Genomic DNA, 25,660 nt, shown 5'->3' on the forward strand with positions numbered 1-25,660 from the left:
GCCCGATGCGCGGCACGACCAGCCGACAGGGATGGAGCTTGGGTCTGGCCGCCGCCTGCCTTCTGCTTTCGACGGCGGCCATCGCCCAGGAAGGCGACGAGCACGCGGCCCACCATCCGGGCGCGCAAGGCGGCGCGATGGCGGACGCCGGCGTCATGGGCGCCGCGCCGAGCCCCGCGGCAGCCGGCATGAGCGGAATGATGGACGAGATGATGGAGGGCGAAGGCGAGCATGGCGCCCGGCGCACGCCCTTCGTCTCACAACTGCTCGCCGCCCCGTCGCTCAGCGCCGAGGGGCGCAACCGGTTGATGGGCGAGGCCCAAGCGCGCGTGGAGCGCGGACTGGCCATGGCCGCCGAGGCCTCCGCCGCCGCGCGGTCCGAAGATCCGGCCGCCCGGGCGAGCGCGGCGCGGCGCCTGCGTGAAGCAAGCGACCTCTTCGCGAGCGGATCGGCCGCGCTCGCCGCCCTCGACCGCGGCGCGTCCCCGCAGCCGGCGGCGATCACCTGGTTTCGGGATCAGATGAGCCTGGGCGCGCCGCCGCACGCGGCGCCGATCCGGTGGCTCGGCGTCTCGCCGCCCCATTTCATGCTGATGTTCGTCCTGGCGATGGTCAGCGCGATGCTGCTGGGCCTGCAGGTCGCGCGCCTGCGGCGGGTCCGCAAGATCGTCGACGCCGGCGGGTCGACGGCCCCCGCGCCCGCCCCGGCGACCGCGACGGCCTCGCCACGCCAGGCGGCGGCCGTTGAGCCGGGCGCTGAAACGCTCACGCCGAGCAACGCCGCGCCGCCCGCCGGGGCGTCGCTGCGCAAGCCCAGGAGCTGGTCTGGCCCGTTGCGGGTGGTCCAGATCGTGCGGGAGACGCCGACGATTCAGACCTTCCGGCTGGCCGACCCGGCCGCCGATCGGCTGCCCTTCGATTTTCTGCCCGGCCAGTTTCTCCAGGTCGAGGTGGAGCCGGTGGATGGCAAGCCCTCGCGGCGATCCTACACCATCGCCTCCTCGCCGACGCAGCGCGCCTATGTCGAGCTAACGGTCAAGCGCGAGGAGCAGGGCGTCGTGTCGTGCTTTCTGCACGACAAGGTCGCCGTCGGCGACCTGCTGAAGACGACGGGCCCCTTCGGCGCGTTCACCTTCACCGGAACCGACGCCGACAGCATCGTGCTGATCGCCGGCGGGGTCGGCATCACCCCCATGATGTCGGTCCTGCGCTACCTGACCGACACGGCTTGGTCGGGCGAGATCTTCTTCCTGTACGGCGCCCGTTCGACCGACGAATTCGTCTTCCGCGAGGAGCTCGAGCGGCTCGAGCGGCGGTTCTCCAATCTGCACGTGATGGCGGCCATGCAACGCTCGGCCGGCACGGTCTGGCTGGGGCCGCAAGGCCCGCTCACCCGCCAGATGCTGCTCGACGCGGTCCCAGACATCGCCCGCCGCCGCATTCACATGTGCGGGCCGCCGGGCATGATGGCCGCGATGCGCCGGGAGCTGGCCGCTCTGGGCGTCCCGGACGCTCAACTTCACACCGAAGCCTTCGGGCCCGCGTCGCTGCCCGCCGACGCGGCCGAGCTCGAGGTCAAGGCGCCGCCCCCCGCGCCGTCATCCCCGAGCGTCGTCGCGCCCCCCACGCCGGCGGTCGCCGCGGCCACCATCACCTTTTCCGTGGCGGGCGTGTCGGCCCCGCTCCCCGCCGGCCAGACCGTCCTGGAAGCCGCGGAGGGCGCGGGGGTGGAAATCCCCTATGCCTGCCGCTCGGGTGAATGCGGCGTCTGCGTCACCCGGCTGATTTCGGGCGAGGTCACCATGGCGGTGGAGACCGGCCTGGATCCCGCCGACAAGGCCAAGGGCTACATCCTGGCCTGCCAGGCCAAGAGCACGGGCCAGCCGCTCGTGGTGGAGGCCTGATGCGCGAGCGCGGCGACATGGCCGTCGGCCTGCTTGTGGCCTTCCTGCTGCTCTTTCCGCTGGGCTACGTCCTGCACGTCGCGCCGCGCTTTCCCGGCAGCCTGGTCGGCGGCGTCATCGGCGTCGTCGCCGCCGTCCTCATGCTGCTGACCCTGCCCTATGTGGTGGTCAAGCACGTCAAGGCGGCGGAACGGTGGACAGGCCGGTTCGTCAGCAAGCCGACGCTGCTGGCCCTGCATGTGTATGCGGGCGTGCTGGCTCCGATCCTGGGGTTGGTTCATGCCGCCCACAAGTTCGGCAGCCCCGTCGGCCTAACGCTGACCGGCCTTGTGCTGCTGACGGTCCTCAGCGGCTTCGTCGGCCGCTACCTGCTGGCGCAGACGGCGCGGGCCCTGCGCGGCCGCCGCTCCGAGCTGGCGTCCCTGCAAGCGGCGTATCTCCACCTGCCGGCGCCCCCGGCGCCGACGGCGGCGGCCGTTGCGCTTTCCCGCTGGAAGCGGCTGTTCTTCGTCGCCGGCGAACCGCCGGCGCCGCCGCCCGATGGGGCCGAGGCCCTGGCCGCGGCCTTGGCCGACACCGAGTTCGCCATCCGCGCGGAGGGTGCGACCAACCGGCTGTTGTCGCGTTGGCGGTGGCTGCACGCTGTCCTGGGGGCGCTGGTCTACCTGGTGCTGCTTTTGCACATCGCCGCGGCCATCTATTTCGGGCTGCGCTGGCTATGATGCGGGACCGCCTCCTCTACTGGATCTTTGTCGCCGCCGGCCTGGCGCTCCTGGGCGTCGCGGCGATGATGCAGACAAGCGCGCCGCCCGGCGCCGGACCGGTGGCTCAGCTTGTCGCGCCAGGCCCCCTGTCGCCGGCCCACCAAGCCTTCGGCGCGCAGTGCGCCAGTTGCCACACGCCTCTCAAGGGCGTGGAGAGCAAGACCTGCGTCGCCTGCCACGCGAGCACCGATTTCGGAAACAAACAGTCGACCCAGTTCCATGCCCAGGCCAAGGAGTGCACGGCTTGCCACGTCGAGCACGAAGGCGCGCGCGCCATCGTCAAGATGGACCATCAGGCGTTGCTCGATCCGGCGGTGTGGCGAGGGCCGGCTGTTTCGCCACCCAATCCGCACGCCTTTCCGCCCGAAGCCGCGCTCAATTGCGCAAGCTGCCATTCCGTCCGCGATCCGCATCTGGGACTCTTCGGCCAGGACTGCGCCAGCTGCCACGCGACCAGCAGTTGGAAGGTTCCCAACTTCCGGCATCCGTCGGTCAGCTCGACGCAATGCTCGGAGTGCCACACCGCGCCGCCCAGTCATTTCATGGAGCACTTCAGCATGGTCTCCCAGCGCGCCGCCGGCTCCAAGGCGCGCGTCGAACAATGCTACGCCTGTCACACCACCGACAGCTTCAACAACATCCGCCGCCGAGGCTGGTATGATCACCATTGAGTCCGGCTGGCTCAGCGCCTTCTTCAGGCTCGCGGTGATCATCCTCGAGCTGGCGGGCACGCTGACCATCCTCAGCGGCGCGGCGCTGGCGACGATCCTGTTCGCCCTGCGGGCCCGATCGGGCGACCGGGCCAAGGCCTATGGCGCGTTCCGGTCCGCCCTCGGCCGAAGCATCCTTCTTGGCCTCGAATTCCTGGTCGCCGGCGACATCGTCAAGTCGCTCGTCATCAACCCGACCTTGGACGATCTCATCGTCCTGGCCGGTCTGGTCTTCGTGCGCACCTTCCTTAGCATCTCGCTCGGCGTCGAGATCAACGGCCACTGGCCCTGGGAGGACACGCGCATGGCCAGGGCCACGGGCCGCGAACCTTCCTCACCGCGGGTCTGACCAGACCCGCCCACCCGCCGGGAGATTGACATGCTGCAACGACGAGACCTGCTCACGGGAGCCGCCCTGTTGGCGGCCGGCGCCGCCCAGCCCGCCGCGGCGGCCGCCCAGGCCCACGACATGAAGGGCATGGACGCCATGCCCGGCATGGCGATGTCGATGAGCGACTGCATCGATCACTGCCTGGCTTCCCATCGCCGGTGCCTTGAGACCGCCGCCTACGCCCTCGGTCAAGGCGGCGCGCTCGCCGCCCCCGACCTGATCGCCATGCTCACCGACTGCGCCGAGCTGTGCCAGGCGACCGCCAACTCCATGCTCCGCGGCTCGGCCCTGCACCCGGTGCTCTGCCGCGCCTGCGCCGAAGCCTGCGACCTGTGCGCGGCGGCCTGTTCGAAACCCCGCGCCGACGCCCCGATGGCCCAGTGCGCCGAGACGTGCAGGGTGTGCGCCGCGGGCTGCCGACAGATGTCGCGCTGACCGCGCCTTCGGACCTTACGTATACGCGCGGCCGCCAATTGCGGGCATTGCAAGCGTCACGCCGTTCGAGATGCAGACGACGCCATCGGACGCGAACGTCATAAGTTGGAGATCAGAAATGATGCGCAAGATCGCAGTCGTGGCCGGCGCTGTCGGCCTTCTGGCCATGGGGACCGCCGCATTCGCCGACGGCCCCGCGCCCAAGGCCCAGACCCAGCCCGCGCCGGCCGCCTCCGCCCAGACCCCGCCGGACCACGCCCACATGCAGGGCATGGACCATGGCGGCCAGCAGATGCACGACCAGATGATGAAGGACCATCAACAGGGGATGGCGAACATGCCGGCCACGCCGCCCAAGGATCCCGCCGCCAAGAAGCCCATGAAGGGCTGCTGCATGGACAAGCCGATGGCCCCGAAAGGCAAACCCATGGCTCCCAAGGACGCCAAGGATCCCGCCATGCCCATGAAGGACATGTAACGCCCGCTCAAGCCGCGACGCGCCGAAGAACCTGCCGGGCGAGCACGCCCGGCAGGTTCTTTCACGTCCGGGCGCCGCCAGGCGATGTGACATCTACGGATATCCTCGGCCGCGCCCGCCACTAGGCTCGTCGTCACCAGCAGGGAGCCAAGCGATGTTCCACAAGGCCATCGAGACGATGCGCGCCGCGCCCTTGTTCAAGGCGCGCTACGACAACTTCATCGGCGGCGCCTGGTCGGCCCCGACCACGGGCGAGTACTTCGCCGACCACAGCCCGATCAATGGCGACCGGATCGCCGAGTTCGCCCTGTCGGGTCCGGCCGACGTGGAACTGGCGCTCGACGCCGCCCATCGCGCCAAGGCCGGCTGGGCGCGGTTGTCGCCGGCCGAGCGGTCCCGGCTGCTGAGCCGGGTCGCCGATCGCCTGGAGCAGAACCTCGACCTGCTGGCGCTCGCCGAGACGCTCGACAACGGCAAGCCGATCCGCGAGACGCGCGGCGCCGACGTGCCGCTCGCGGTCGATCACTTCCGCTATTTCGCTGGATGCATCCGGGCCGAGGAAGGCGCGATCTCGACGATCGACGCCGACACCATCGCCTACCATTTCCGCGAGCCGCTTGGCGTGGTCGGCCAGATCATTCCCTGGAACTTCCCCCTGCTGATGGCGGCCTGGAAGATCGCGCCCGCGCTGGCCGCCGGCAACTGCACGGTCATCAAGCCAGCGTCCCAGACGCCCCTGACGCTGATGATGCTCGCCGAACTCACCGCCGACATCCTGCCGCCGGGCGTGCTCAACGTCGTGACCGGGCCCGGCCGAACCGTCGGCCAGGCGATCGCCGCCAACCCGCGGATCGCCAAGGTCTCGTTCACCGGCGAGACGGTCACGGGCAAGGCGATCATGCACGCCGCGGCCGATCACCTGATCCCGCAGACGATGGAGCTCGGCGGCAAGTCGCCCAACATCTTCATGGCCGACGTGCTGGACGAGGAGGACGCCTTCTTCGACAAGGCGCTGGAGGGGTTCACGCTCTTCGCCTTCAACAAGGGTGAGGTCTGCACCTGTCCCTCGCGCGCCCTGATCCATGAATCGATCTTCGACCGGTTCATGGAGCGGGCCGTGGCCCGCGTGGCGGCGATCCGTCAGGGCGACCCGCTCGACCCCGCGACCCAGCTGGGCGCCCAGGCGTCCGAAGACCAGCTGCGCAAGATCCTCGGCTATATCGAGATCGGCAAGAACGAGGGCGCGCAATGCCTGATCGGCGGCGCGCGGGCGCTGCCCGGAGGCGAACTCGACGGGGGCTATTTCGTGCAGCCGACCGTCTTCGTCGGCGACAACAGCATGCGGATCTTCCAGGAGGAGATCTTCGGCCCGGTGCTGTCGGTGACGACCTTCAAGACCCTCGACGAGGCGATCGCGATCGCCAACGACACGCCCTATGGCCTCGGCGCAGGCGTTTGGAGCCGCAGCGGCAACACCGCCTACCGTCTAGGCCGCGCGATCGAGGCCGGACGGGTCTGGACCAACTGCTACCACCAGTATCCGGCCCACGCCGCCTTCGGCGGCTACAAGGCCTCGGGGTTCGGGCGCGAGACCCACAAGGCGATGCTCGATCACTACCAGCAGACCAAGAACCTGCTCGTCTCCTACGACGAGCATGGCCTCGGTCTGTTTTGATCCCTCGCAAAGGAGCAACAGCCATGGCCAAGACCATGAAGGCGGCCGTCGTGCGCAAATTCGGGGCGCCGCTGGTCATCGAGGAAGCGCCGATCCCCACGGTCGGTCCCGGACAAATCCTGGTGAAGATCGCCGCCACCGGCGTCTGTCACACCGACCTGCACGCGGCCGAGGGCGACTGGCCGGTGAAGCCGAACCCGCCCTTCATTCCTGGCCATGAGGGCGTCGGCCACGTCGCCGCGGTCGGGTCGGGCGTCACCCACGTCAAAGAGGGCGACCGGGTCGGCGTGCCTTGGCTCTACACCGCCTGCGGCCACTGCGTGCATTGCCTGGGGGGCTGGGAGACCCTGTGCGAGAGCCAGCAGAACACCGGCTATTCGGTCAACGGCAGCTTCGCCGAATACGTCCTCGCCGACCCCAACTATGTCGGCCACCTGCCGGACAATGTCGGCTTTATCGACATCGCGCCGATCCTGTGCGCGGGCGTTACCGTCTACAAGGGACTGAAGGCGACCGAGGCCAAGCCGGGCGAGTGGGTCGTGGTCTCCGGCATCGGCGGCCTGGGTCACATGGCCGTGCAGTACGCCAAGGCGATGGGGCTCAACGTGGCGGCGGTCGACATCGACGACCGCAAGCTCGATCTGGCGACACGCCTTGGCGCGGCCGTGACCGTCAACGCCCGAGAGCAGGATCCCGCCGCCGCGATCAAGGCGGCGATCGGCGGCGCGCAGGGCGTCCTCGTCACCGCCGTCTCGCCCAAGGCCTTCCAGCAGGCGCTCGGCATGGTCCGGCGCGGCGGCACGGTGGCCCTCAATGGCCTGCCGCCCGGCGATTTTCCGCTGTCGATCTTCGACACCGTGCTCAACGGCGTCACCGTCCGCGGCTCGATCGTCGGCACCCGGCTCGACCTGATGGAGGCGCTGGCCTTCGCCGGCGAGGGCAAGGTTCACGCGACTGTCCACACCGAACCGCTCGAGAAGATCAACGACGTCTTCGCGCGCATGCACCACGGCGACATCGAGGGCCGCATCGTCCTCGACCTCGCCTAATCCCCCCCGCGACGAACCGCGAGCAAACCATGTTCGACAGTCCTACCTTGCCGGCCACACGGCGCCGCTTCGTCCAGGGCCTGGCGGTCAGCGGGGCGGTGGCCGGAGTTTCGCCGGCGCTGCTGGCGGGCCCCGCCGCCGCCGCGACCGCCGAATTGCGCGGGACCGAATTCGATCTCGAGATCGCCGAACTGCCGGTCAACTTCACCGGCAAGCGTCGGATCGCCACGGCGGTGAACGGCGCCGTGCCCGCCCCCGTGCTGCGATTGCGCGAGGGCGACACCGTCACCCTGCGCGTCCGCAACCGCCTCAAGGAGATGTCCAGCATCCACTGGCACGGGGTCATCCTGCCCGCCGAGATGGACGGCGTACCAGGCATCAGCTTTCCCGGGATCGCGCCCGGCGAGACCTTCACCTATCGCTTCGAGCTGCGTCAGGCGGGCACCTACTGGTATCACGCGCACACCTTGGCCGAGCAAACCGGGCTTTATGGCGCGATCATCGTCGAGCCGCGCGCGCCGACCGGACCTGCGCCCGATCGGGACTACGCCATCCTGCTGAGCGACTGGTCGGACGAACCGCCGCTGCAGATCTTCACGAACCTCAAGAAGCTGAGCAGCTACTACAATTTCGCGCAGCCGACCGCCGGAGACTTCCTCAAGGATGTGGGCAAGCTGGGGTTCGGCGAGGCCCTCGCGCGGCGGCGGATGTGGAACCGGTCGCGGATGAACCCGACCGACTACAGCGACGTTTCCGCCGCCACCTACACCTACCTGATGAACGGAACGCCGCCGGCCGGGAATTGGACGGCGATCGCCGCCCCCGGCGAGCGAGTTCGCCTCCGGTTCGTGGGGGCGGGGACGGCGACCTTCTTCGACGTGCGCCTTCCTGGGGTCCCGCTGACCGTCGTCTCGACCGATGGCCAGCCGGTGGAGCCGGTGACGGTCGAGGAGTTCCGGATCGGACCGGGCGAAACCTACGATGTCGAGTTCGTCATGCCCGAGGGCGCCCGAACGATCTTCGCCCAATCGATCGACCGGACGGGTTTCGCCCGCGGCGTCATCGCCCCAGCGCCCGGCATGACGGCGCCGACGCCGGCGCTCGATGCGCGGACCTGGCTCGATCCGGTCGACATGATGGGCGCCATGGCCGCCATGGGCGGCGAACACGCCGGCCACGGCATGGCGGACACGCCCCCGAAGGCGCGTCACGCGCGCACCGAGTACGGCGCCAACACCGACATGCGCGTCGACTATCCGCGCACCAATCTCGACGATCCCGGCGCGGGCCTGCGCGAGCGGTCCTGGCGGGTGCTGACCCTGGCCGACCTTCGCACGCCCGGCGGCGATCCGGATCCTCGCGAGCCGGAGCGTGAGATCGAGTTGCACCTCACCGGCAACATGGAGCGCTTCATCTGGACGCTGGACGGGATCAAGCTGAACGATTCCCGTCCGCTCCACTTCAAGCCGAACGCGCGGCTGCGCATCGTTCTCGTCAACGACACGATGATGGCCCACCCGATGCACCTCCACGGCATGTGGAGCGATGTCGAAGGCCCGGACGGCGCGTTCCAGGTCCGCAAGCATACCGTGGTGGTCCAGCCCGCCCAGCGGATCAGCTTTCGCGTCACCGCCGACGCCATGGGGCGATGGGCCTTCCACTGTCATCTGCTCTACCACATGGCGGCCGGCATGTTCCGGGAGGTGGTCGTCGCATGACCCGTCTGGCCCTCTCGCGAGCGTCTCTGCTCGCCTTGGCTCTGAGCGTTTCGGCCGTGGCCGCGCCCGCAATCGCCCAGGACGCCCCCCATCAGCACGCCGCGCCACCGCCGCCGAGCCCGGCCCCAACGGCCTCCCCCGCGGCGCCTGCGGATCACGCGGGCATGGATATGTCCGGCATGGATATGTCCGGCGCGGGGACGCCCGCCGGCGGCATGACCATGGACATGGGACGGATGCAGGGCGGCAAGGCTCCGCCGGACGCCCGCAACTCCGACGACTATGCGGACGGCTATCGCAATTCGACGCTGCCGGGCTACGAGATGGCCGACAAGCTGTCGATCCCCAAGGTTCTCGTTGACGAACTGGAGTTCGCCAGCGGCAACGAGGGGCAGGGCGTCGGCTGGACCGTCCTCGTCACCCAGGGCCAGGACGACAGCAAGCTCTGGCTGCGCAGCCAGGGCCTCAAGAACTCCAAGGATCGCCTCGATCCGGAGAGCAGCGTCGAGGCGCTGTGGTGGCGCAGCAAGAGCCCGTTCTGGGGCACGTTGCTGGGCGTTCGTCAGGATCTCGGCAAGGGGGCGACCACTTGGCTCGCCGCCGGCGTCGAGGGCCTGGCGCCCTACTGGTTCGATGTCCAGCTGACCGGCTACGTCGGCGACGACGGTCGCCTCGGCGCCCGCGCCAAGGGCGCCTACGAGGTCCGCTTCACCAATCGCCTCATCCTGACCCCGCAGGTCGAAACCAACCTCTATTCCAAGCGCTCGACCGACCGTGAGCTCGGCGGCGGCTTCAGCAACGTCGAGCTGAGCGCTCGGCTGCGCTACGAGGTCTCGCGGAAATTCGCGCCCTATGTCGGCTTCGTCTGGGAGCGGGCGCTGGACGACACCGCCGACTTCCGACGTGCCGATCGCCAGCGCCCGGCCGAGCATCGGGTGGTTGTCGGCTTGCGATCATGGTGGTGAGGCGCTGCGCGGCGCCTTGGCGACCGGAAGACGGCCTGACGTGTTCTGCGGCGGACGATAGCCCTGGCCGGAGCCAGACGGCTGCGTCGATCCTGTTGCTTCTCGCGGTCGCGGCGGCGTCTGCGGGCCAGACCGCCGTCCTCGCCTTTCTCCCGACCCTCGTCGACGGAGGCCAGGCCGACTTGGCGCTGCGCATCCACGATGTCCATGTCGCGAGTTTGACGGCGGCCCACCCGCTGGCGGCGCTCGTCTTCGCGCCGCTCTGGGGATGGCTCGCCGACCGCATCGACTACCGGATCATTCTGCGCACGGCCCTGGTCGTCCTCGCGCTGGCGACCGCGCCGGTCGGGGCGGTCCCGCTCCCCATGCTGTATGGACTTCGCTTGCTGGCTGGGCTGTCCGCGGCCGCCATCATCCCGCTGGCGCTGCTGTCAACGAACTTCGCACCCGGTGGCCGGGACGAGCAGGCGAGGCGTTTCACCTGGCTGACGGCCTTCATGTTTCTTGGCGACCTGTTCGGCCCCCTGCTCGCCGAAGCGTCCGCGTCGCTCTTTCCCCCCACGCCGCTGTTGGTGCTCGCGCTCGTCATCGCCGTGCTGGCGCTGGCGCTGACGACCGGCATTGTGCGCTTGCCGGCCCGCTGTGCCGCCCGTCCCGAGGGACGTCGCCTGCAAGCCCCGCCGCGCGTCGTCACGCTTGTCCTCCTGCTTGTCACCATCGTCGGCGGCGGCGGACTCGCCGCCATGCATGTCAGCCTGCTCGTGACCCGCTCCGAGGGCGCGCTGAGCCGCGAGGCGATCGCCGGGATGCTCAGTCTCTGCGGGCTGGCGATGTTGGCGGCTCAGCTTTTCCACACCCGCGTCACCTGGCTGGTGACCGCGCCTCGACGCCTGGCCTGCCTCACGCTCGCGCTTCTAGCCCTGTCGCTGTTTCTCTTTCGGTTTGGAACGACCGTGGTCGAAATGGCCGGTCTCATCGCCGTCGCCGGCTGGAGCTCAGCCAGTCTTCGGCTGGTCACGAGCTTCTGGATCAGCGGCCCCATGCGGCCCTCTGGAGTCATGCTTGGGCTGCAGCATACAGCCGCGAGCCTCGGCCAGGCGCTGGCGCCCATGTCGCTCGCCGTCGTGTCACCCCATCGGCAAGCGGCCGTCGTCGAAGCGATCGGCTGGCTGTCGCTCGGTCTGCTCGCGCTTCTGCCGGCGATATGGCGCCGGACGGCGACACCGGTCCATCCAGCCGGGGAAAGGGCGTGACAGCGCCGCCACGTCCGAGAGCCGCGTCCGCCACGCGCCCAGCTTCACGCCAAGGAGTCCGCCCATGAAAATCCGCCTCGCCGCCGTTCTGCTGTTGCTCGCCTTGCCCAGCGCCGCGCTGGCGGCTGGCGACATCCTGCTCTATCGCGACCCTGGATGTGGTTGCTGCGAGGCCTGGGCCCAGGCCGTCCGTGCGAAACTGGACAGAAAGGTCATCGTCAGGGATCAGGTCGCCCGCGTGCGCCTGCAGCGCCAATCCGGCCTGCCGCCGGCGCTTTCCTCCTGCCACACCGCGATCATCGACGGTTTCGTTATCGAAGGTCATGTGCCGGTCGCCGAGGTGAAGCGTCTCCTGGCCGCCCGGCCGGCTGGCGTGAAGGGGCTCGCCGTCGGCGGCATGCCGATCGGCTCGGAGGGCATGGCGGCGCCGAGCGGGGCGCGGCAACACTACGATGTCGTGGCCTTCGGGCCGGCCGGCGCGCGGGTTTTCGCCCGCTACTGACCTCCAACGGTCAGGGCCATGGGCTGGCGTCGGGTCAATGCGCGTCGCGCGACATCCCCGACTGCCGACGCAAGGCTTCGAGCACCGCCCGGCCGATCACCGGCTTGGGGATCACCTGATCGAAGCCGGCCGCGCGCGCGCGTTGCTCGAGATCCTCGTCGTAGAAGCCGGAGATCAGGATGGCGCCGCCGCGCCAGCCCTGGCGCCGGAGATGATCCAGGAGCGTCAGGCCGTCGATGTCGGGCATCCGGTAGTCGAGGATCACGCAATCGGCTTCCCTGGCGCGCGGGTCGGCCAAGAGGGCGCTGCCGGTGGTGTAGCCGCTCACCGCGTAGCCGCGGGCTCGAAGCAAGAGCAGCAGGCCGCGTCGCACGCCCGGATCATCGTCGGAGACCAGAACCGTATAGCGGCGATCGCGCGGCGAGGGACTGACCGATAACATCGCGCGATCAAAACACCCGGTTGAAGCCCGCCAAACCTCGCACGTCGGCCGTCTCCAGGTCGCTACGTAAACCTCGCAGTCACTTGGGTTTGCGGCCCATCCCGGCGGCGAAGGCGATCCTAAGCGCCTCGGACAGGTTGCGCACGTCCAGCTTGACCATCAGGCTAGCGCGGTGCACCTCCACGGTGCGCGACGAGCATCCAAGGTCATAGGCGATGGTCTTGTTGGGATAGCCCTGGGCCAAACCCTCCAGCACTTCGCGTTCCCGAGGCGTGAGGGCGGCGATGCGCACATGCGCGTCGGCGGCCTCGATCGCGCGGATGTCGGCGTCGGCGATGCGCGCGAACGCCCGCTCGACCGCGCGCAACAGCGCGGCCTTTTCGAAGGGCTTTTCCAGGAAGTCGACGGCGCCGGCCTTCATGGCCTGCACGGCGACCGACACGTCGCCATGACCCGTCAGCACGATCACCGGCATGTGGATGCCGCGCTCGGCCATGGCTGTCTGCACCTCAAGGCCGTCCATCGCCGGCATGCGCACGTCGAGAATGACGCACCCCTGGGTCGTGGGCCGGGCCCGGGCCAGAAATTCGACACCCGAGGCGTAGGTCTCAACGCCAAGGCCGACCGCCTTCAACGCAAACCCGGCCGCGCGCCGGATGGCCTCTTCGTCGTCAACGAGGTGAATGACCCGCTTATCCGTCATAGTCCTCCTCCCCCGCCGCGTGGATCAAGGTGAAATGAAACCGGGCCCCGCCCAGCGCGGGCCGCTCCAACCAGATTCGCCCGCCGTGCGCTTCGATGATGGTCCGGCAGATCGAGAGCCCCAGACCCATGCCGTCGGCCTTGGTCGAGACGAACGCCGTGAAGAGCTGCTCGCCGATGTCCTCGGCGATGCCCGGCCCGCTATCCTCGACGGTGACCTCGATTAGGCCGTCGTCACGCAGGCTCGTCGCGATCCTGAGGTCGCGGATCGGCGAGTCCGCCATCGCCTCGATGGCGTTGCGCATCAGGTTGACCAGGACCTGTTGGATCTGCACCCGATCGACGAGGACGGGCGTGGCCGCCGGATCGAAGTCGAAGAAGCTGCGCACCCCCCGCTCGCGCGCGCCGACGAGCGCCAGCTGGCTAGCGTCGCCGACCACATGCGCCAGGTCGTGCAGGCTTTTCTCGACCTCGCCGCGCGCCACGAAGTCGCGCAGCCGGCGCACGATATGGCCGGCGCGCAGGGTCTCCTGCGCGGCCTCGTCCATCACCGAGCGCAAAGTGGCGAAGGGCTCGCCGGGTTCGGCCTCCAGCATGTCGCGGATGGTCTCCAGATAGAGCGAGACCGCCGCGAGGGGCTGGTTGAGTTCATGCGCCAGGGTCGAGGCCATGGTGCCCATGGCGCTCAGGCGGGAGACATGGACCAGTTCGGCCTGAAGCTCCTTCAGCTTCAGTTCGTCCCGCTCCTTGGCGGTGAGATCGCGGATGAAGCCGGTGAACAGCCGCTGGCCGTCCTCGCCGGCCTCGCCGACCGAGAGCTCCATCGGGAAAGTCGACCCGTCGCGGCGTAGGCCTACCACGACGCGGCCGACGCCAATGATCCGGCGCTCGCGGGTCTGCAGGTAGTGGGCGATGTATTCATCGTGCCGGCCACGGTCCGGCTCCGGCATCAGGCACGCGACATTGCTCCCGATCAGCTCGGCCTCGCGATAGCCGAACAGGCGCTCGGCCGCCGCGCTGAACGAGGTGATGGCGCCGGCCTCGTCGATGATGATCATCGCGTCCGGCACCGTCGCCAGGATCGATTGCAAATGCTGCTCGCGCGTTTCGATGGAGGCGCGCACCGCGGCCTCGTCGGTCATGTCGCGGGCGATGCAGGCGAAGCCGCGATGCGCGCCCGCGTCGAACAGCGGCGTGACGGTCAGGCGGGCGAGGTATTCAGCGCCGTTTTCGCAGACCCGCCAGGCCTCGCGCTCCAGCACGCCGTCGCGCAAGGCCGCGGCGAGATCCGCCCGGGGACGCCCGGCGTGGATCTCATCGGGCGGATAGAAGACATCGTGCTGCTGGCCGACGACGTGATCGGCTGACCAGCATTCGATCCGTTCGCCGCCGATATTGTAGCTCAGGACCCGTCCCGAGGCGGCAAGCAGCGTCAGGACATAGCCGCCGGCCTGGCGCAGAAACAGCCGCGCAAGCTGCTCGACGGCGGCCACGCCCGCCTCGGGGCCTTGATCCTGGTCGCGCATGCCGCCGGCTCAGGCCAGATCCGCGGCGCGCAGGCGCGGCGATGCGGCGCGAGCGCGAGCTTGGCGACACCCCGCGGGGCCGGACCGGCAGGCCGCCCGACAACGCCGCGCGCCAGCCTTCAGCCCCCACGCGCGCGGGTCCGATAGTGCATCCATGGGTCACGGTCTCGCTTGTATCCGCGGGGTCCTATCGCGTTTACGCGCGGGCCGGCCGGTCCCCTCAGAATTTCAGCGCAAAGTGCGGCCGCGCCGTTGCTTGGCGCCCGCGCGGCTTGTCGAACGCCTCGCGGCCTGTTGCCCTCTCCAGCCGCGGGTCTGAGGAGAGTACGTATTGACCCCGGCACGATCTCAGACCCTACAAGGGCTGCTGGCGAAAGGAACGCGCGGATGAACGAGACCAAGCCCACGGCGCATGGCGCCCCGGCGGCCGACCAGGTGAAGGACCCGGTCTGCGGCATGAGCGTGGACCCGGCCAAGACCGCGCACCATGCCGAGCACGCCGGCAAGCCGCACCACTTCTGCAGCGCGGGCTGCCGGGCCAAATTCATCGCCGATCCCGACCGCTATCTCGGCGCGCCGGCCGCGTCGGCCGCGTCGGCCGCGCCCGAAGGCGTCATCTGGACCTGCCCCATGCATCCGGAGATCCGCCAGGACCATCCCGGAGCCTGTCCCATCTGCGGCATGGCGCTCGAACCGGCGACGGTGACCGCCGACGCCGGTCCCAGCCATGAGCTGATCGACATGACCCGCCGCTTCTGGGTCGGTCTGGCTCTCAGCATCCCGGTGCTGATCCTCGAGATGGGCGGCCATCTATTCCCCGCGTTGCATCACATCATCCCGATGCCGGTTTCGATATGGGTCCAGTTCGCCCTGGCTACCCCGGTGGTCCTATGGGCCGGTTGGCCGTTCTTCGAGCGTGGCTGGGCCTCGCTGAAGACCCGCAACCTCAACATGTTCACGCTGATCGCCATGGGGACGGGCGTGGCCTGGATCTATAGCGTCGTCGCCACGCTCGCGCCCCAGGTCTTCCCACCCGCGTTCCAGAACACCGACGGCGTGGTGGCGGTCTATTTCGAGGCCGCGGCGGTGATCACCGTGCTGGTGCTGCTGGGCCAGGTGCTCGAACTGCGGGCGCGCGAGCGCACATCGGGCGCGATCAAGGCGCTGCTCAATCTGGCGCCCAAGACCGCGCGCCGCATCGCGGCGGACGGGTCGGAGGCGGAGGTCAGCCTCGATCTGGTGACGGTCGGCGATCGTCTGCGCGTGCGGCCCGGCGAAAAGGTCCCGGTCGACGGGGTGGTCGAGGACGGCCGTTCCTCGCTGGACGAGTCGATGGTCACCGGCGAGTCCATGCCGGTCACGAAGGCCAAGGACGACAAGGTGATCGGCGGCACGCTCAACCAGACCGGCGCGCTGGTCATCGTCGCCGACAAGGTCGGTCGCGACACCATGCTCGCCCGCATCGTCCAGATGGTCGCCGAGGCCCAGCGTTCGCGCGCGCCGATCCAGCGCATGGCCGACCAGGTCTCCGGCTGGTTCGTCCCGGTCGTCATCGGCGTGGCGGTCCTGGCCTTCATCGCCTGGAGCGTCTGGGGGCCCGAGCCGCGCTTCGCCTACGGACTCGTGGCCGCCGTCGCCGTCCTGATCATCGCCTGTCCCTGCGCGCTGGGGCTCGCCACGCCGATGTCGATCATGGTCGGCGTCGGCCGGGGCGCGGGCGTCGGCGTCCTGATCAAGAACGCCGAAGCGCTCGAGCATATGGAGAAGGTCGACACCCTGGTCGTCGACAAGACCGGCACGCTGACGGAGGGCCGCCCGGCGGTCACGCAGGTCGTGCCCGCGGCGGGGTTTGACGAGGTCGAACTGCTGCGGCTGGCCGCGTCCGTCGAACGGGCGTCCGAACATCCGCTGGCGCTGGCCATCGTCGAAGCGGCCAAGGCGCGCGGCGTCGCGGTCGCCGAGGTCAGCGATTTCGATTCCCCGACCGGGCGCGGCGCGCTGGGAACCGTCGAGGGCCGCCGCATCGTGCTCGGCAACGCCCGGTTCCTAGCCGACGAGGGCGTCGCGACCGAGGCCCTGGCGGAGCAGGCCGACGCCCTTCGCCGCGACGGGGCCACGGCGATCTTCATCGGCGTCGACGGCCGGGTCGGCGGCGCCTTCGCCATCGCCGACCCCGTCAAGGCGACCACGCCCGAAGCCTTGGCCGCCCTCAAGGCCGAAGGCATCCGGGTGGTGATGCTGACGGGCGACAACCGCACCACGGCCGAGGCGGTCGCGCGGCGTCTGGGCATCGAGGAAGTGGAAGCCGAGGTCCTGCCCGACCAGAAGAGCGCCGTCGTCGCGCGTCTCAAGCGCGAGGGGCGCGTGGTCGCCATGGCCGGAGACGGCGTCAACGACGCGCCGGCCCTCGCCGCGGCCGATGTCGGCATCGCCATGGGCTCGGGGACCGATGTGGCGATCGAGAGCGCGGGCGTCACCCTCCTCAAGGGCGACCTCAACGGCATCGTCAAGGCGCGGCGGCTGAGCCAGGCGACCATGTCCAACATCCGCCAGAACCTGGTCTTCGCCTTCATCTACAACGTCGCGGGCGTGCCCGTGGCGGCCGGCGTGCTCTATCCGCTGTTTGGCATCCTGCTCTCGCCGATCATCGCGGCCGCGGCGATGGCGCTGTCCTCGGTCAGCGTGGTCACCAACGCGCTGCGGCTCAATCGGCAGAAGATATGAGCATGCGCGCTCGTCCCGAAGCCGCCGCCCAAACCGCTCGCCGCCCCTAGGAGCCCGCCAATGCATTACAGCCGCGGAAATTATGAAGCGTTCGTCCGTCCCCGCAAGCCGGAGCGGGCTGACAGGGCGACGGCCTGGTTCGTCGGCGCGGGCCTCGCCGGCCTGGCGGGCGCGGCCTTCCTCATCAGGGACGGCGGCGTCGCGGGCGAGCGCATCACGCTTCTCGAGGAGTTGGAGCTTCCCGGCGGCGCCCTTGATGGCCTGGACGTGGCGGAAAAGGGGTTCGTCATCCGCGGCGGGCGCGAGATGGAGGCGCATTTCGAGTGCCTCTGGGATCTCTACCGCTCGATCCCCTCGCTCGAGATCGAAGACGCCAGCGTCCTCGACGAATTCTACCGGCTCAACAAGGACGATCCGAACGTCTCGCTGCAGCGGGTCACGCAGAGCCGCGGGCAGGATGTGCCCGACAAGGCGCTGCTGACGCTGAACGACAAGGCCCAACGAGAGCTCCTCTCCGTCTTCCTGGCGACCCGCGAAGAGATGGAGAACAAGCGGATCAACGAGGTGTTCGGCCCCGATTTCCTGAAGAGCAATTTCTGGCTGTTCTGGCGTACGATGTTCGCGTTCGAGGAGTGGCATTCGGCCCTGGAGATGAAACTCTATCTCCACCGCTTCATCCACCACATCGGCCAGCTCGCCGACTTCTCGTCGCTCAAGTTCAACCGGTACAATCAGTACGAGTCGATGGTCCTGCCGCTGGTCAAGTGGCTGCAGGATCAGGGCGTCCGGTTCCGCTACGGCGTTCAGGTCACCGACATCGATTTCGCGATCGACGCCGAACGCAAGCAGGCGACGCGGATCGGCTGGATCGAGAAGGGCGCCGAGGGCGGCGTCGATCTTGGCCCCGACGATCTGGTGTTCATCACCATCGGGTCGCTGACCGAAAATTCCGACAGCGGCGACCATCAGACCCCGGCCAAGCTGAATCAAGGCCCGGCGCCCGCCTGGGACCTGTGGCGGCGCATCGCGGCCAAGGACCCGGCCTTCGGACGTCCCGACGTGTTCGGGGCCCATATTGCGCAGACCAAATGGGCGTCGGCGACCATCACCACGCTCGACGCGCGTATTCCGCAGTACATCCGCAAGATCGCCAAGCGCGATCCGTTCAGCGGCAAGGTGGTCACCGCCGGCATCGTCACGGCCAAGGATTCGAGCTGGCTGCTGAGTTGGACGGTCAGCCGCCAGCCCCATTTCAAGAAGCAGCCGAAGGACCAGCTCGTGGCCTGGTTCTACGCCCTGTTCGTCGATCGGCCCGGCGACTATGTGAAAAAGCCGATGCAGGCCTGCACTGGCGAGGAGATCACCCAGGAATGGCTCTATCACCTCGGCGTCCCGGTCGAGGATATCGCCGATCTCGCGGCGAGCGGCGCCAGGACCGTGCCGGTGATGATGCCCTATATCACCGCCTTCTTCATGCCCCGCCAGGCCGGAGACCGGCCGGACGTGGTCCCGGCGGGGGCCGTCAATTTCGCCTTCATCGGCCAGTTCGCCGAGTCCAAGCAGCGCGACTGCATCTTCACCACGGAGTATTCGGTCCGCACGCCGATGGAGGCGGTCTACACGCTGCTCGATGTCGAGCGCGGCGTGCCCGAAGTGTTCAACTCGACCTATGACATTCGCACTCTGCTGGCCGCCGTCGCGCCGCTGCGGGATGGCGAGGGCATCGAGATCCCCGGCCCCGCCATCCTGCGCAAGCTGCTGCTGAAGACGCTGGAAGGCACCGAGATCGCCAAGCTGGTCGAGCGGTTTCATCTGATCGCGGACTAGCGATCGCCGGGGCGGCCGCCGCGGCGAGCGTCTAGGCTCGCGGCGGCCGTCCCATCCCCGCCGCGAAGGCGATCCGCAGGGTCTGGGCCAAGGTCTGGACGCCGAGCTTGCGTGCCAGGCTCGCGCGACAGACCTCGACCGTGCGCGAGGAGATCCCGAGATCATAGGCGATGGCCTTGTTCGCGCGCCCCTGGGCGAGACCTTCGAGGACATCCCGCTCGCGCGGCGACAGGGCCTCGACGCGGCCCTGCGCCTCGGCTTCCTCGGCCGCCCGGCCATCGGCCCGGTCGATGCGCGCGAAGCCGCGATGGAGCGCTTCGAGCAGCATGGCCTTTTCAACAGGCTTGGCCAGGAAGTCGACGGCCCCGGCCCGCATCGCCCGGACCGCCAGGGCGACATCGCCATTGCCGGTCAGCACGACGACCGGCATGTCGACGCCGATATCGGCCAGGGCGACCTGAACCTCAAGCCCGCCCAGGCCCGGCATCTGCATGTCCAGGATGACGCAGCCGATCTTGGCCTGCGTCGCGACGGCCACAAACGCCGTCCCCGACGGATAGGTCTCGACGCTGAAGCCCGTGGCGCGGAGCATGAAGCCGACCGACCGCTGGATCGTCTCCTCGTCGTCGACGATATGAACGACACGCTTGTCCCCCATGGGCCTCCTCAGGCGAACTGAGCGGGCGCCAGGCTGCAGCGGCGAATGCGGCGCCGCTTCGCGGACGCCTTGTGCGGGTTGGACCGGGGTCCAGGGTCAAGAGGCTTCGCCGTTCGCCTCCCGGCGGCTGGCCGAGGATTGGCGAACGCCGTTCACAGCAGGGCGCGCACGGCCTGGGCGATCGCCGGCGTCATGTCGATGGCGTTCGACGCATGGGCGACCGTGTTGGTGCTGACGATGCGCGCGACGTGTTCGCCCAGGACCTGGGCGGCGTCGCCGGCGAACAGCGCATGCACCACGACGCAGTCCGGCGGCGCAAAACCCAGGGCCTTGAGCTGGCGGGCCGCGACGGCGAGCGTGCGGCCCGACGAGGCGATGTCGTCGACGAGCACGGCTTGGCGGCCCAGGAAGGCGCCGGCGTTGGGGATCGAGATGTCGACCTCACGATCCCCGGACCGCTGCTTTTGGCAGACCAGGAACGGCGCGTCGGCGCCGGCCGCCACCTGCGCCACCCACTGCTCGCTCTCCAGATCGGGCCCGACGATCACCGGTCGGGCGACGTTCCGCCTGATCCACGACGCCATGAGCGGCGCGGCGTGAACGAGCTGGCTGGGGATTCGGTAGATCTCCGCCAGGGCGTGATGGCGGTGCAGGTGGGGATCGACGGTCACCAGCCAGTCGAGGTGGCGCGAGAGCACCGCCGCGAAAATACGCGACGTGACCGCCTCGCCCGGATGGAAACGGGTGTCCTGGCGCATGTAGGCCAGATAGGGCGCGATCAGGCCCACCCCGCGCGCGCCAAGCTCGCGCAGCGTGTCCGCCGCGAAGAGCAGCGGCGGCAATTTCGCGTCCGGACGCTCGAGGCCGCAGACCAGGATGACATCGCGCTCGGTGACGTCGCTGTCGATCCGAAGGTAGGTCTCGCCATCTGGAAACTGGCGCTGCAGCAGGACCCCTGCCTCCGCGCCGAGCGCTGGGCCAAGGGCTTGGGCCAGGCGCTCGCCGCCGTCCAAGGCGAAGACGATCGGCGGCGTCATGGCGCCGCGATCGCGAAGATCGCCCCGTCGCTCAAGGCGAAGGCGGCCGCATAGTCCAGTTCGCCGGGGCTCTCGGCGTGAAGGGTGCACAAGGGCGACCCCGCGACGATCGACTGGCCGAGCCGGGCGTGGACCGCCACCCCGGCCGCCTTGGCCATCGGCGCGCCCGCGAGCTTGGCGACGGTCGCGAGTTTGCGGTTGTCGATGCTGGCGATCCGGCCGCTGGAGGGCGCGGTCAGGTCTCGCTGGAAGCGGGCGACCGGCGGCGAGCGCATGCCGCCTTGGGCCTGGCAGATGCGCTTGAACTTGGCCCAGGCGCGGCCGCTCTCGAGGCTTTGCCGCGCGCGCGCGAGGCCAGCGCCAGGGGCCGCCACGCCCGCCAGCTCGAACAATCCCCCGGCCAGTTCACAGGCCCTATGGGCGAGATCCTCGACGCCGGGCTCGCCTTGAAGCACGGCCAGTATGTCCAGCGCCTCCAGCGCCGGCCCGATGCCGCGTCCGATCGGCTCAGCCCCAGGGCCATACATCACCCGCGTGCGCAGGCCGAAGGCGGCGGCCACCGAGGTGAGCGCCGCCTCGAGATCCCGCGCGGCCTCCAGGCTCCGCACCTTGGCGGTCGGTCCCACAGGAACGTCGATCACCAGGTGGGTCGCGCCGGCGGCGATCTTCTTGGACAGCACCGAGGCCACCAGCTGGCCGACCGCGTCGATGTCGAGCGCCCGCTCGACGCCAATGATCACGTCGTCGGCCGGGCTCAACCGAACCGCCCCGCCCCAGGCGATGCAGCCCCCCTCGCGCGCCACCACCCGGCGGATCGCGGCGATGTCGAGGTCGACGGGCGCCAGAACCTCCATGGTGTCGGCGGTGCCGGCCGGTGAGGTGATCGCGCGCGAGGAGGTCTTGGGCATGACCAGGCCTTCGGCCGCCATGATCGAGACGATGATCGGCGTGGTGCGGTTGCCCGGCAAGCCGCCGACGCTGTGCTTGTCGACGACGATCGGCCCAGGCCAGCTCAACTGCTCGCCGACCTCGACCATGGCCTTGGTCAGTCCGATCGTCTCGGCCTGATCGAGCGGCGCCGCCGAACAGGCGGTGACGAACGCCGAGAGGTGGACGTCGCTATAGCGATGCTCGGCGATATCCGCGACGATCGCCGAAAAGGCCGCCTGGCTCAGGCGCTCTCCATAGATCCGGCGGCGCACCGCCCGCAGCGAGGCCAACGGCGGAGCGTGGGCGACCTCCACGCGGTCGCCCGCCTTGACCCCGAGCCGGGCCCATGCGGTCTCGGAAAGGCCGATCTCGCCGGGGTCTGGCGTGTCGCCCGAGCTGTGCAACAAGGACACCACCGCCTCGCGGCCGCCGGCGCGCAGGACGACCTGGGCGCGCGACCCCAGGCCCTCGGACCGGCAGACCGGGCAGTCGTGCCGCATCACCGCGATCATGTCGCCGCCAGCCGCGGTGAGCCCCATGCGACGCGCGCGCAGCGTGGCCGACGCCGGCCTCGCGTCGGCCTGCTCGTGCCTTGGGACGCTCACGCCAGCCGCCCCCAGCTGCCGAGGGTCGGGACGGTGCAAGGCCAGCCGTGTTCCTCGCCGATGCGCTTGGCCAGGACCTGCGCGCCGGCCGGCTCGCCATGGGTGACATAGACATGCCGCGGCGCCGCCTGCATGGCGCCCAGCCACCGCATGAGCTCGTCGCTGTCGGCGTGGGCCGACAGCATGGTCAGGTTCGCCACCTCGGCGTGGACGGGGACGTGTTCGCCGTGGATCTTGATCGTCCGGGCCCCCGAGACGAGCGCAGCGCCGCGCGTGCCGGCCGCCTGGAAGCCGGAGAACAGGATGAGGTTGCGCTCATCCGGGGCGAACCGCTTGAGATGGTGCACGACGCGGCCACCGGTCGCCATGCCGCTGGCCGAGATGATCACCTTGGGGGTGGCGTCCGCGGTCAGCGCCTTGGATTCCTCGACTTCGCGCACATAGTGCGCGACGCCGCACGCGGCTTCGCATGCCGCGCGGCTCAGCCTGTGTTCGTCCATGAAATCACACATCAGCCCGCTGGCGTCGATCGCCATCGGGCTGTCCAGATAGATCGGCGCATCACGCAGCCGGCCGTCCGCGCGCAGACGGGACAGATGATAGAGCAGCGATTGGACGCGACCGACCGCGAAGGCGGGGATCACCACGGTTCCCCCGCGTCGGATGCACCGTTCGATATGGTCTCCCAGCGCCCGCGACGGATCCACGCGGTCATGGCGGCGGTCGCCATAGGTGGATTCGACGATGACGTAGTCGGCCCGCGCCGGCGGTTCGGGGTCCTTGATCACCGCGTCGTCATAGCGCCCGATATCGCCCGAGAAGAGAACCGACCGGCCCTTCCAGTCGATCTCGATCGACGCCGCGCCGAGGATGTGGCCGGCGCGATGGTAGCGCGTCCTGATCCCGTCGGCGAGCGAGCGCCATTCGCCAAACCCGATGGTCTCGAACAGCCGCAGGGCCAGGCGCGCGTCGGCCTCCGTGTAGAGCGGCAGCGCCGGATCGTGGCGCGAGAAGCCGTGGCGGTTGGCGAACTCCGCGTCCTTCTCCTGGATGCGCCCGCTGTCGGCGAGCAGCAGTTGGCAAAGGGCCGCCGTGGCCGGCGTGCTGAGGACGGTCCCATCCCATCCCAGGCGGGCCATGCGTGGCAGGGCGCCCGAATGGTCGAGATGGGCGTGGGTGAGCAGCACCTGCTCGACGTCGGCCACCTCGGGCGCAAGCGGCGCCCAGTTGAGGCGGCGCAGGTCCTTGGCCCCCTGGAACAGACCGGAATCGACCACGATCCGGGTCTGGCCGTCGTCCAGCAGGTAGCGCGAGCCCGTCACCGTGCCCGACGCGCCGAGGAAGGCCACGGCAAGGCCGCCGGCCGGCCGCTCGGCAAGGTCGATGCGCGCTTCGCGTTCAAGGGCGGCCGTTCCGAAATTGCCGTGGAGCCGTTGCTTCTTCCTGTTCCTGTGCATGGGCGGCTTGCCTCTGGTGATGATGCTCGCCGCGCAGCCTTTCAGGCTCGGTCGCCGCGGGCCAATACGCAAAGGCCGCAGACATCGCCGCCTGCCTCCGGGGACCCGCGGGCGCCGCCCCCACCCGCCGCTGCGGCCTCTACCTATACTTGGCGCCCGGGTCGCGGGCCTATGATAGGGCGTCAAGGCCTGAAGTGAGCGATCCATGGATGTTCAACACCAAAAGCTGCGTCGGCGCGGAACGATCGTCCTGGTCGGGTTCCTGCTGATCGCCGGCTTCTTCCTGACCACCGAGCACGCCGCGCATGTGCTCGGCGTCTTGCCCTATCTGCTCCTACTGGCCTGTCCGCTGATGCACCTGTTCATGCACCATGGCCATGGCGCCCATCAGCACGGGCGAGAGGAAGCGCCCGGCCGCATCCCGGCGGACGCGCCGGCCAATCCCAACGAACCGGTCGAGAGGCAGCGGCGATGACCCATCCCGGTTACGGCTACGGCCTCTGGGGACTGGCTTTGGTCAACGCCGCCGTCTTCATCCTGTTCGCGTTCAGCTTCTTCAAGCCCGCGACCGGCCGCGACTGGCGCAGCTTCGGCGCGTTCAGCGCCTTTATCGTCGCCCTGTTCGCCGAGATGTACGGCTTCCCCCTGACCATCTTCCTGCTCTCGGGATGGCTGCAGTCGCGTTTTCCCAGTGTCGACTGGTGGAGCCACGACGCCGGCCACCTGCTGGAGATGATGTTCGGCTGGCGGGTCAATCCCCACTTCGGACCGTTCCATATCGCCAGCTTCGTGCTGATCGGGACCGGGTTCTGGCTGATCTCGGTCGGCTGGGTGGCGCTGCACGCCCGTCAGCGCCACCGGGAGCTGGCCACCACGGGGGTCTACGCCAGGGTGCGCCATCCCCAGTACGCCGGCTTCATCCTGGTGATGCTAGGCTTCCTGCTGCAGTGGCCCACGCTGTTGACGCTGGCGATGTTCCCCGTGCTGGTGGTGATGTACGTCCGCCTGGCCCGTCACGAGGAGCAGGCGGCGCTGGCGCAGTTCGGCGACGCCTATCGCGACTACAGGGCGCGGGTTCCCGCCTTCATCCCCCGCTGGCCGTTGCGTTGACCCCCGCCATCGCCGCGGGGGCGACCGGGCGATGCTCAGCGAAGGGGCGCGAGCATGGCGCTCATCTGGTCGATCTCCTGCTGCTGGCCCTTGATGATCGTGGCGCAAAGGCTGCGGATCTCAGGATCCTTCACCGGCGCGCGTCCGCACATCAGGATCGCGCCAGCGTGATGCGGGATCATCGAGCGCAGGAACTCGCGGTCGCCGACCAGCCACTGCTGGCGAATGGCCGCAAAGCACAAGACCCCGATGACAAGGCTGGACGCGACCAAGCCGCGGTTGAGGCCCTTGCGCGGATACATCATGCCCATGAGCACGAGTTCGAGCATGACCATCGGCGCGGTCATCAGGCCGGCCATGTAGGCCTGGTTGAAGCTTGGATGGATGTTCGCGGCCCTGTCGACCATGGCGTACATCAGGACATACATGGCCAGGAACGACAGCACGGTCATGGCGGCCAGGCGCAGGTAGGGCCTGTGGTGTTGATGGTCTTTGGGCGCGTGGTGCTCGGCCATGACTGTTTTCCGCTCCTGGAGCCCGGCGCAACCACGCGCCGGGGCGAGGTTTTCCAGCGGGTTGCGATGCTCCCACAACCGGCGAACGGCGCCCCCGTTCCGCTTCTGAAAATATTCGGCGCGACGGCGCAAAAGGGTCGAGGGATGATCCGGGCCGGTGCGTATTGGACCGGATCGGCGGCTTTCAGGGCTTGGCTCCAAGCCCTCGCCAGTCCGCGCCGCGGTCGCGGCGAACCGCGTTCAGGGATTGTCCGTACATGACGACGCCGTGCGACTGCGCTAA

Annotated in this window: 24 protein-coding genes; 16 read left to right on the top strand and 8 right to left on the bottom strand. The window is 69.3% G+C overall.

Annotation, left to right across the window (positions count from 1 at the left end):
• Positions 1 to 5: 5 nt before the first annotated feature.
• The 12 genes from ACW173_RS25140 (at position 6) to ACW173_RS25195 (ending at position 11,844) form a co-directional block, all read left to right on the top strand.
• Positions 6 to 1,904, top strand: a complete 1,899-nt coding sequence (locus ACW173_RS25140; protein ID WP_492086161.1) for a 2Fe-2S iron-sulfur cluster-binding protein — start codon at positions 6 to 8, stop codon at positions 1,902 to 1,904.
• On the top strand, positions 1,904 to 2,626 hold the full coding sequence (locus tag ACW173_RS25145; RefSeq protein ID WP_062100026.1) for a hypothetical protein: 723 nt from the start codon (positions 1,904 to 1,906) through the stop codon (positions 2,624 to 2,626). Before ACW173_RS25140 ends, ACW173_RS25145 begins: the two co-directional genes overlap by 1 nt.
• Positions 2,626 to 3,339 (top strand): cytochrome C, encoded by a 714-nt coding sequence (locus ACW173_RS25150; protein ID WP_492086162.1) that lies wholly within the window; start codon positions 2,626 to 2,628, stop codon positions 3,337 to 3,339. The genes ACW173_RS25145 and ACW173_RS25150 overlap by 1 nt, the downstream gene beginning before the upstream one ends.
• A complete protein-coding gene (locus ACW173_RS25155) occupies positions 3,326 to 3,727 on the top strand; it encodes a DUF1622 domain-containing protein (protein ID WP_062100024.1) in 402 nt (133 codons plus the stop codon). The genes ACW173_RS25150 and ACW173_RS25155 overlap by 14 nt, the downstream gene beginning before the upstream one ends.
• A gap of 30 nt (positions 3,728 to 3,757) precedes the next feature.
• Positions 3,758 to 4,204 carry a four-helix bundle copper-binding protein gene (locus ACW173_RS25160; protein ID WP_062100023.1) on the top strand — a complete coding sequence of 149 codons (447 nt, stop codon included), beginning with the start codon at positions 3,758 to 3,760 and terminating at the stop codon, positions 4,202 to 4,204.
• A gap of 121 nt (positions 4,205 to 4,325) precedes the next feature.
• Positions 4,326 to 4,682 (top strand): DcrB/PsbP domain-containing protein, encoded by a 357-nt coding sequence (locus ACW173_RS25165; protein WP_197425325.1) that lies wholly within the window; start codon positions 4,326 to 4,328, stop codon positions 4,680 to 4,682.
• A gap of 154 nt (positions 4,683 to 4,836) precedes the next feature.
• A complete protein-coding gene (locus ACW173_RS25170) occupies positions 4,837 to 6,357 on the top strand; it encodes an aldehyde dehydrogenase family protein (protein WP_062100021.1) in 1,521 nt (506 codons plus the stop codon).
• A gap of 23 nt (positions 6,358 to 6,380) precedes the next feature.
• Positions 6,381 to 7,406, top strand: coding sequence for an alcohol dehydrogenase AdhP (gene adhP, locus ACW173_RS25175; RefSeq protein ID WP_099504365.1), 1,026 nt, complete (start codon positions 6,381 to 6,383; stop codon positions 7,404 to 7,406).
• 29 nt (positions 7,407 to 7,435) lie between these two features.
• Positions 7,436 to 9,124, top strand: a complete 1,689-nt coding sequence (locus tag ACW173_RS25180; protein ID WP_099504367.1) for a copper resistance system multicopper oxidase — start codon at positions 7,436 to 7,438, stop codon at positions 9,122 to 9,124.
• Entirely contained in the window at positions 9,121 to 10,089 is a 969-nt protein-coding gene (locus tag ACW173_RS25185; RefSeq protein WP_171012819.1) for a copper resistance protein B, read from the top strand. The genes ACW173_RS25180 and ACW173_RS25185 overlap by 4 nt, the downstream gene beginning before the upstream one ends.
• A complete protein-coding gene (locus ACW173_RS25190) occupies positions 10,080 to 11,342 on the top strand; it encodes an MFS transporter (protein ID WP_492086163.1) in 1,263 nt (420 codons plus the stop codon). Before ACW173_RS25185 ends, ACW173_RS25190 begins: the two co-directional genes overlap by 10 nt.
• Positions 11,343 to 11,406: 64 nt before the next feature.
• Positions 11,407 to 11,844: a DUF411 domain-containing protein gene (locus ACW173_RS25195; protein ID WP_062099702.1), complete on the top strand. Its 438-nt coding sequence runs from the start codon at positions 11,407 to 11,409 to the stop codon at positions 11,842 to 11,844.
• 34 nt (positions 11,845 to 11,878) lie between these two features.
• On the opposite strand, the gene ACW173_RS25200 is transcribed toward ACW173_RS25195, so the two are convergent.
• From ACW173_RS25200 to ACW173_RS25210, 3 genes are all read right to left on the bottom strand, one after another.
• Complete coding sequence (locus ACW173_RS25200) at positions 11,879 to 12,286, bottom strand: response regulator (protein WP_137803446.1); 408 nt, start codon at positions 12,284 to 12,286, stop codon at positions 11,879 to 11,881.
• A gap of 79 nt (positions 12,287 to 12,365) precedes the next feature.
• Entirely contained in the window at positions 12,366 to 12,989 is a 624-nt protein-coding gene (locus tag ACW173_RS25205; RefSeq protein WP_099504373.1) for a response regulator transcription factor, read from the bottom strand.
• Positions 12,979 to 14,514, bottom strand: a complete 1,536-nt coding sequence (locus ACW173_RS25210; protein ID WP_492086164.1) for a PAS domain S-box protein — start codon at positions 14,512 to 14,514, stop codon at positions 12,979 to 12,981. Before ACW173_RS25210 ends, ACW173_RS25205 begins: the two co-directional genes overlap by 11 nt.
• 387 nt (positions 14,515 to 14,901) lie before the next feature.
• On the opposite strand from ACW173_RS25210, the gene ACW173_RS25215 reads away from it, so the two are divergent.
• Both ACW173_RS25215 and ACW173_RS25220 read left to right on the top strand, forming a co-directional pair.
• Positions 14,902 to 17,238 (top strand): heavy metal translocating P-type ATPase, encoded by a 2,337-nt coding sequence (locus ACW173_RS25215; protein WP_062099706.1) that lies wholly within the window; start codon positions 14,902 to 14,904, stop codon positions 17,236 to 17,238.
• A 60-nt stretch (positions 17,239 to 17,298) separates the two neighbouring features.
• A complete protein-coding gene (locus ACW173_RS25220; RefSeq protein WP_062099707.1) occupies positions 17,299 to 19,065 on the top strand; it encodes an oleate hydratase in 1,767 nt (588 codons plus the stop codon).
• 31 nt (positions 19,066 to 19,096) lie between these two features.
• Here the strand turns inward: ACW173_RS25220 and ACW173_RS25225 are convergent, their stop codons facing one another.
• The 4 genes from ACW173_RS25225 to ACW173_RS25240 all read right to left on the bottom strand — a co-directional run bounded on the left by ACW173_RS25225 (position 19,097) and on the right by ACW173_RS25240 (position 23,752).
• Positions 19,097 to 19,723, bottom strand: coding sequence for a response regulator transcription factor (locus ACW173_RS25225; protein WP_062099708.1), 627 nt, complete (start codon positions 19,721 to 19,723; stop codon positions 19,097 to 19,099).
• Between the two features lie 152 nt (positions 19,724 to 19,875).
• Positions 19,876 to 20,760 (bottom strand): ribose-phosphate pyrophosphokinase, encoded by an 885-nt coding sequence (locus ACW173_RS25230; RefSeq protein ID WP_062099709.1) that lies wholly within the window; start codon positions 20,758 to 20,760, stop codon positions 19,876 to 19,878.
• Positions 20,757 to 22,229 (bottom strand): thymidine phosphorylase family protein, encoded by a 1,473-nt coding sequence (locus ACW173_RS25235; RefSeq protein ID WP_082749782.1) that lies wholly within the window; start codon positions 22,227 to 22,229, stop codon positions 20,757 to 20,759. The genes ACW173_RS25230 and ACW173_RS25235 overlap by 4 nt, the downstream gene beginning before the upstream one ends.
• Before the next feature lie 62 nt (positions 22,230 to 22,291).
• Complete coding sequence (locus ACW173_RS25240; protein WP_062099710.1) at positions 22,292 to 23,752, bottom strand: MBL fold metallo-hydrolase RNA specificity domain-containing protein; 1,461 nt, start codon at positions 23,750 to 23,752, stop codon at positions 22,292 to 22,294.
• A 205-nt stretch (positions 23,753 to 23,957) separates the two neighbouring features.
• On the opposite strand from ACW173_RS25240, the gene ACW173_RS25245 reads away from it, so the two are divergent.
• Both ACW173_RS25245 and ACW173_RS25250 read left to right on the top strand, forming a co-directional pair.
• Positions 23,958 to 24,227, top strand: coding sequence for a DUF2933 domain-containing protein (locus ACW173_RS25245; RefSeq protein ID WP_492086165.1), 270 nt, complete (start codon positions 23,958 to 23,960; stop codon positions 24,225 to 24,227).
• Entirely contained in the window at positions 24,224 to 24,862 is a 639-nt protein-coding gene (locus ACW173_RS25250) for a methyltransferase family protein (protein WP_062099712.1), read from the top strand. The genes ACW173_RS25245 and ACW173_RS25250 overlap by 4 nt, the downstream gene beginning before the upstream one ends.
• Positions 24,863 to 24,897: 35 nt before the next feature.
• Here the strand turns inward: ACW173_RS25250 and ACW173_RS25255 are convergent, their stop codons facing one another.
• Entirely contained in the window at positions 24,898 to 25,377 is a 480-nt protein-coding gene (locus ACW173_RS25255; RefSeq protein ID WP_062099713.1) for a DUF305 domain-containing protein, read from the bottom strand.
• Positions 25,378 to 25,660: the final 283 nt, after the last annotated feature.

This window comes from Caulobacter sp. ALps2 (genome assembly GCF_058681635.1).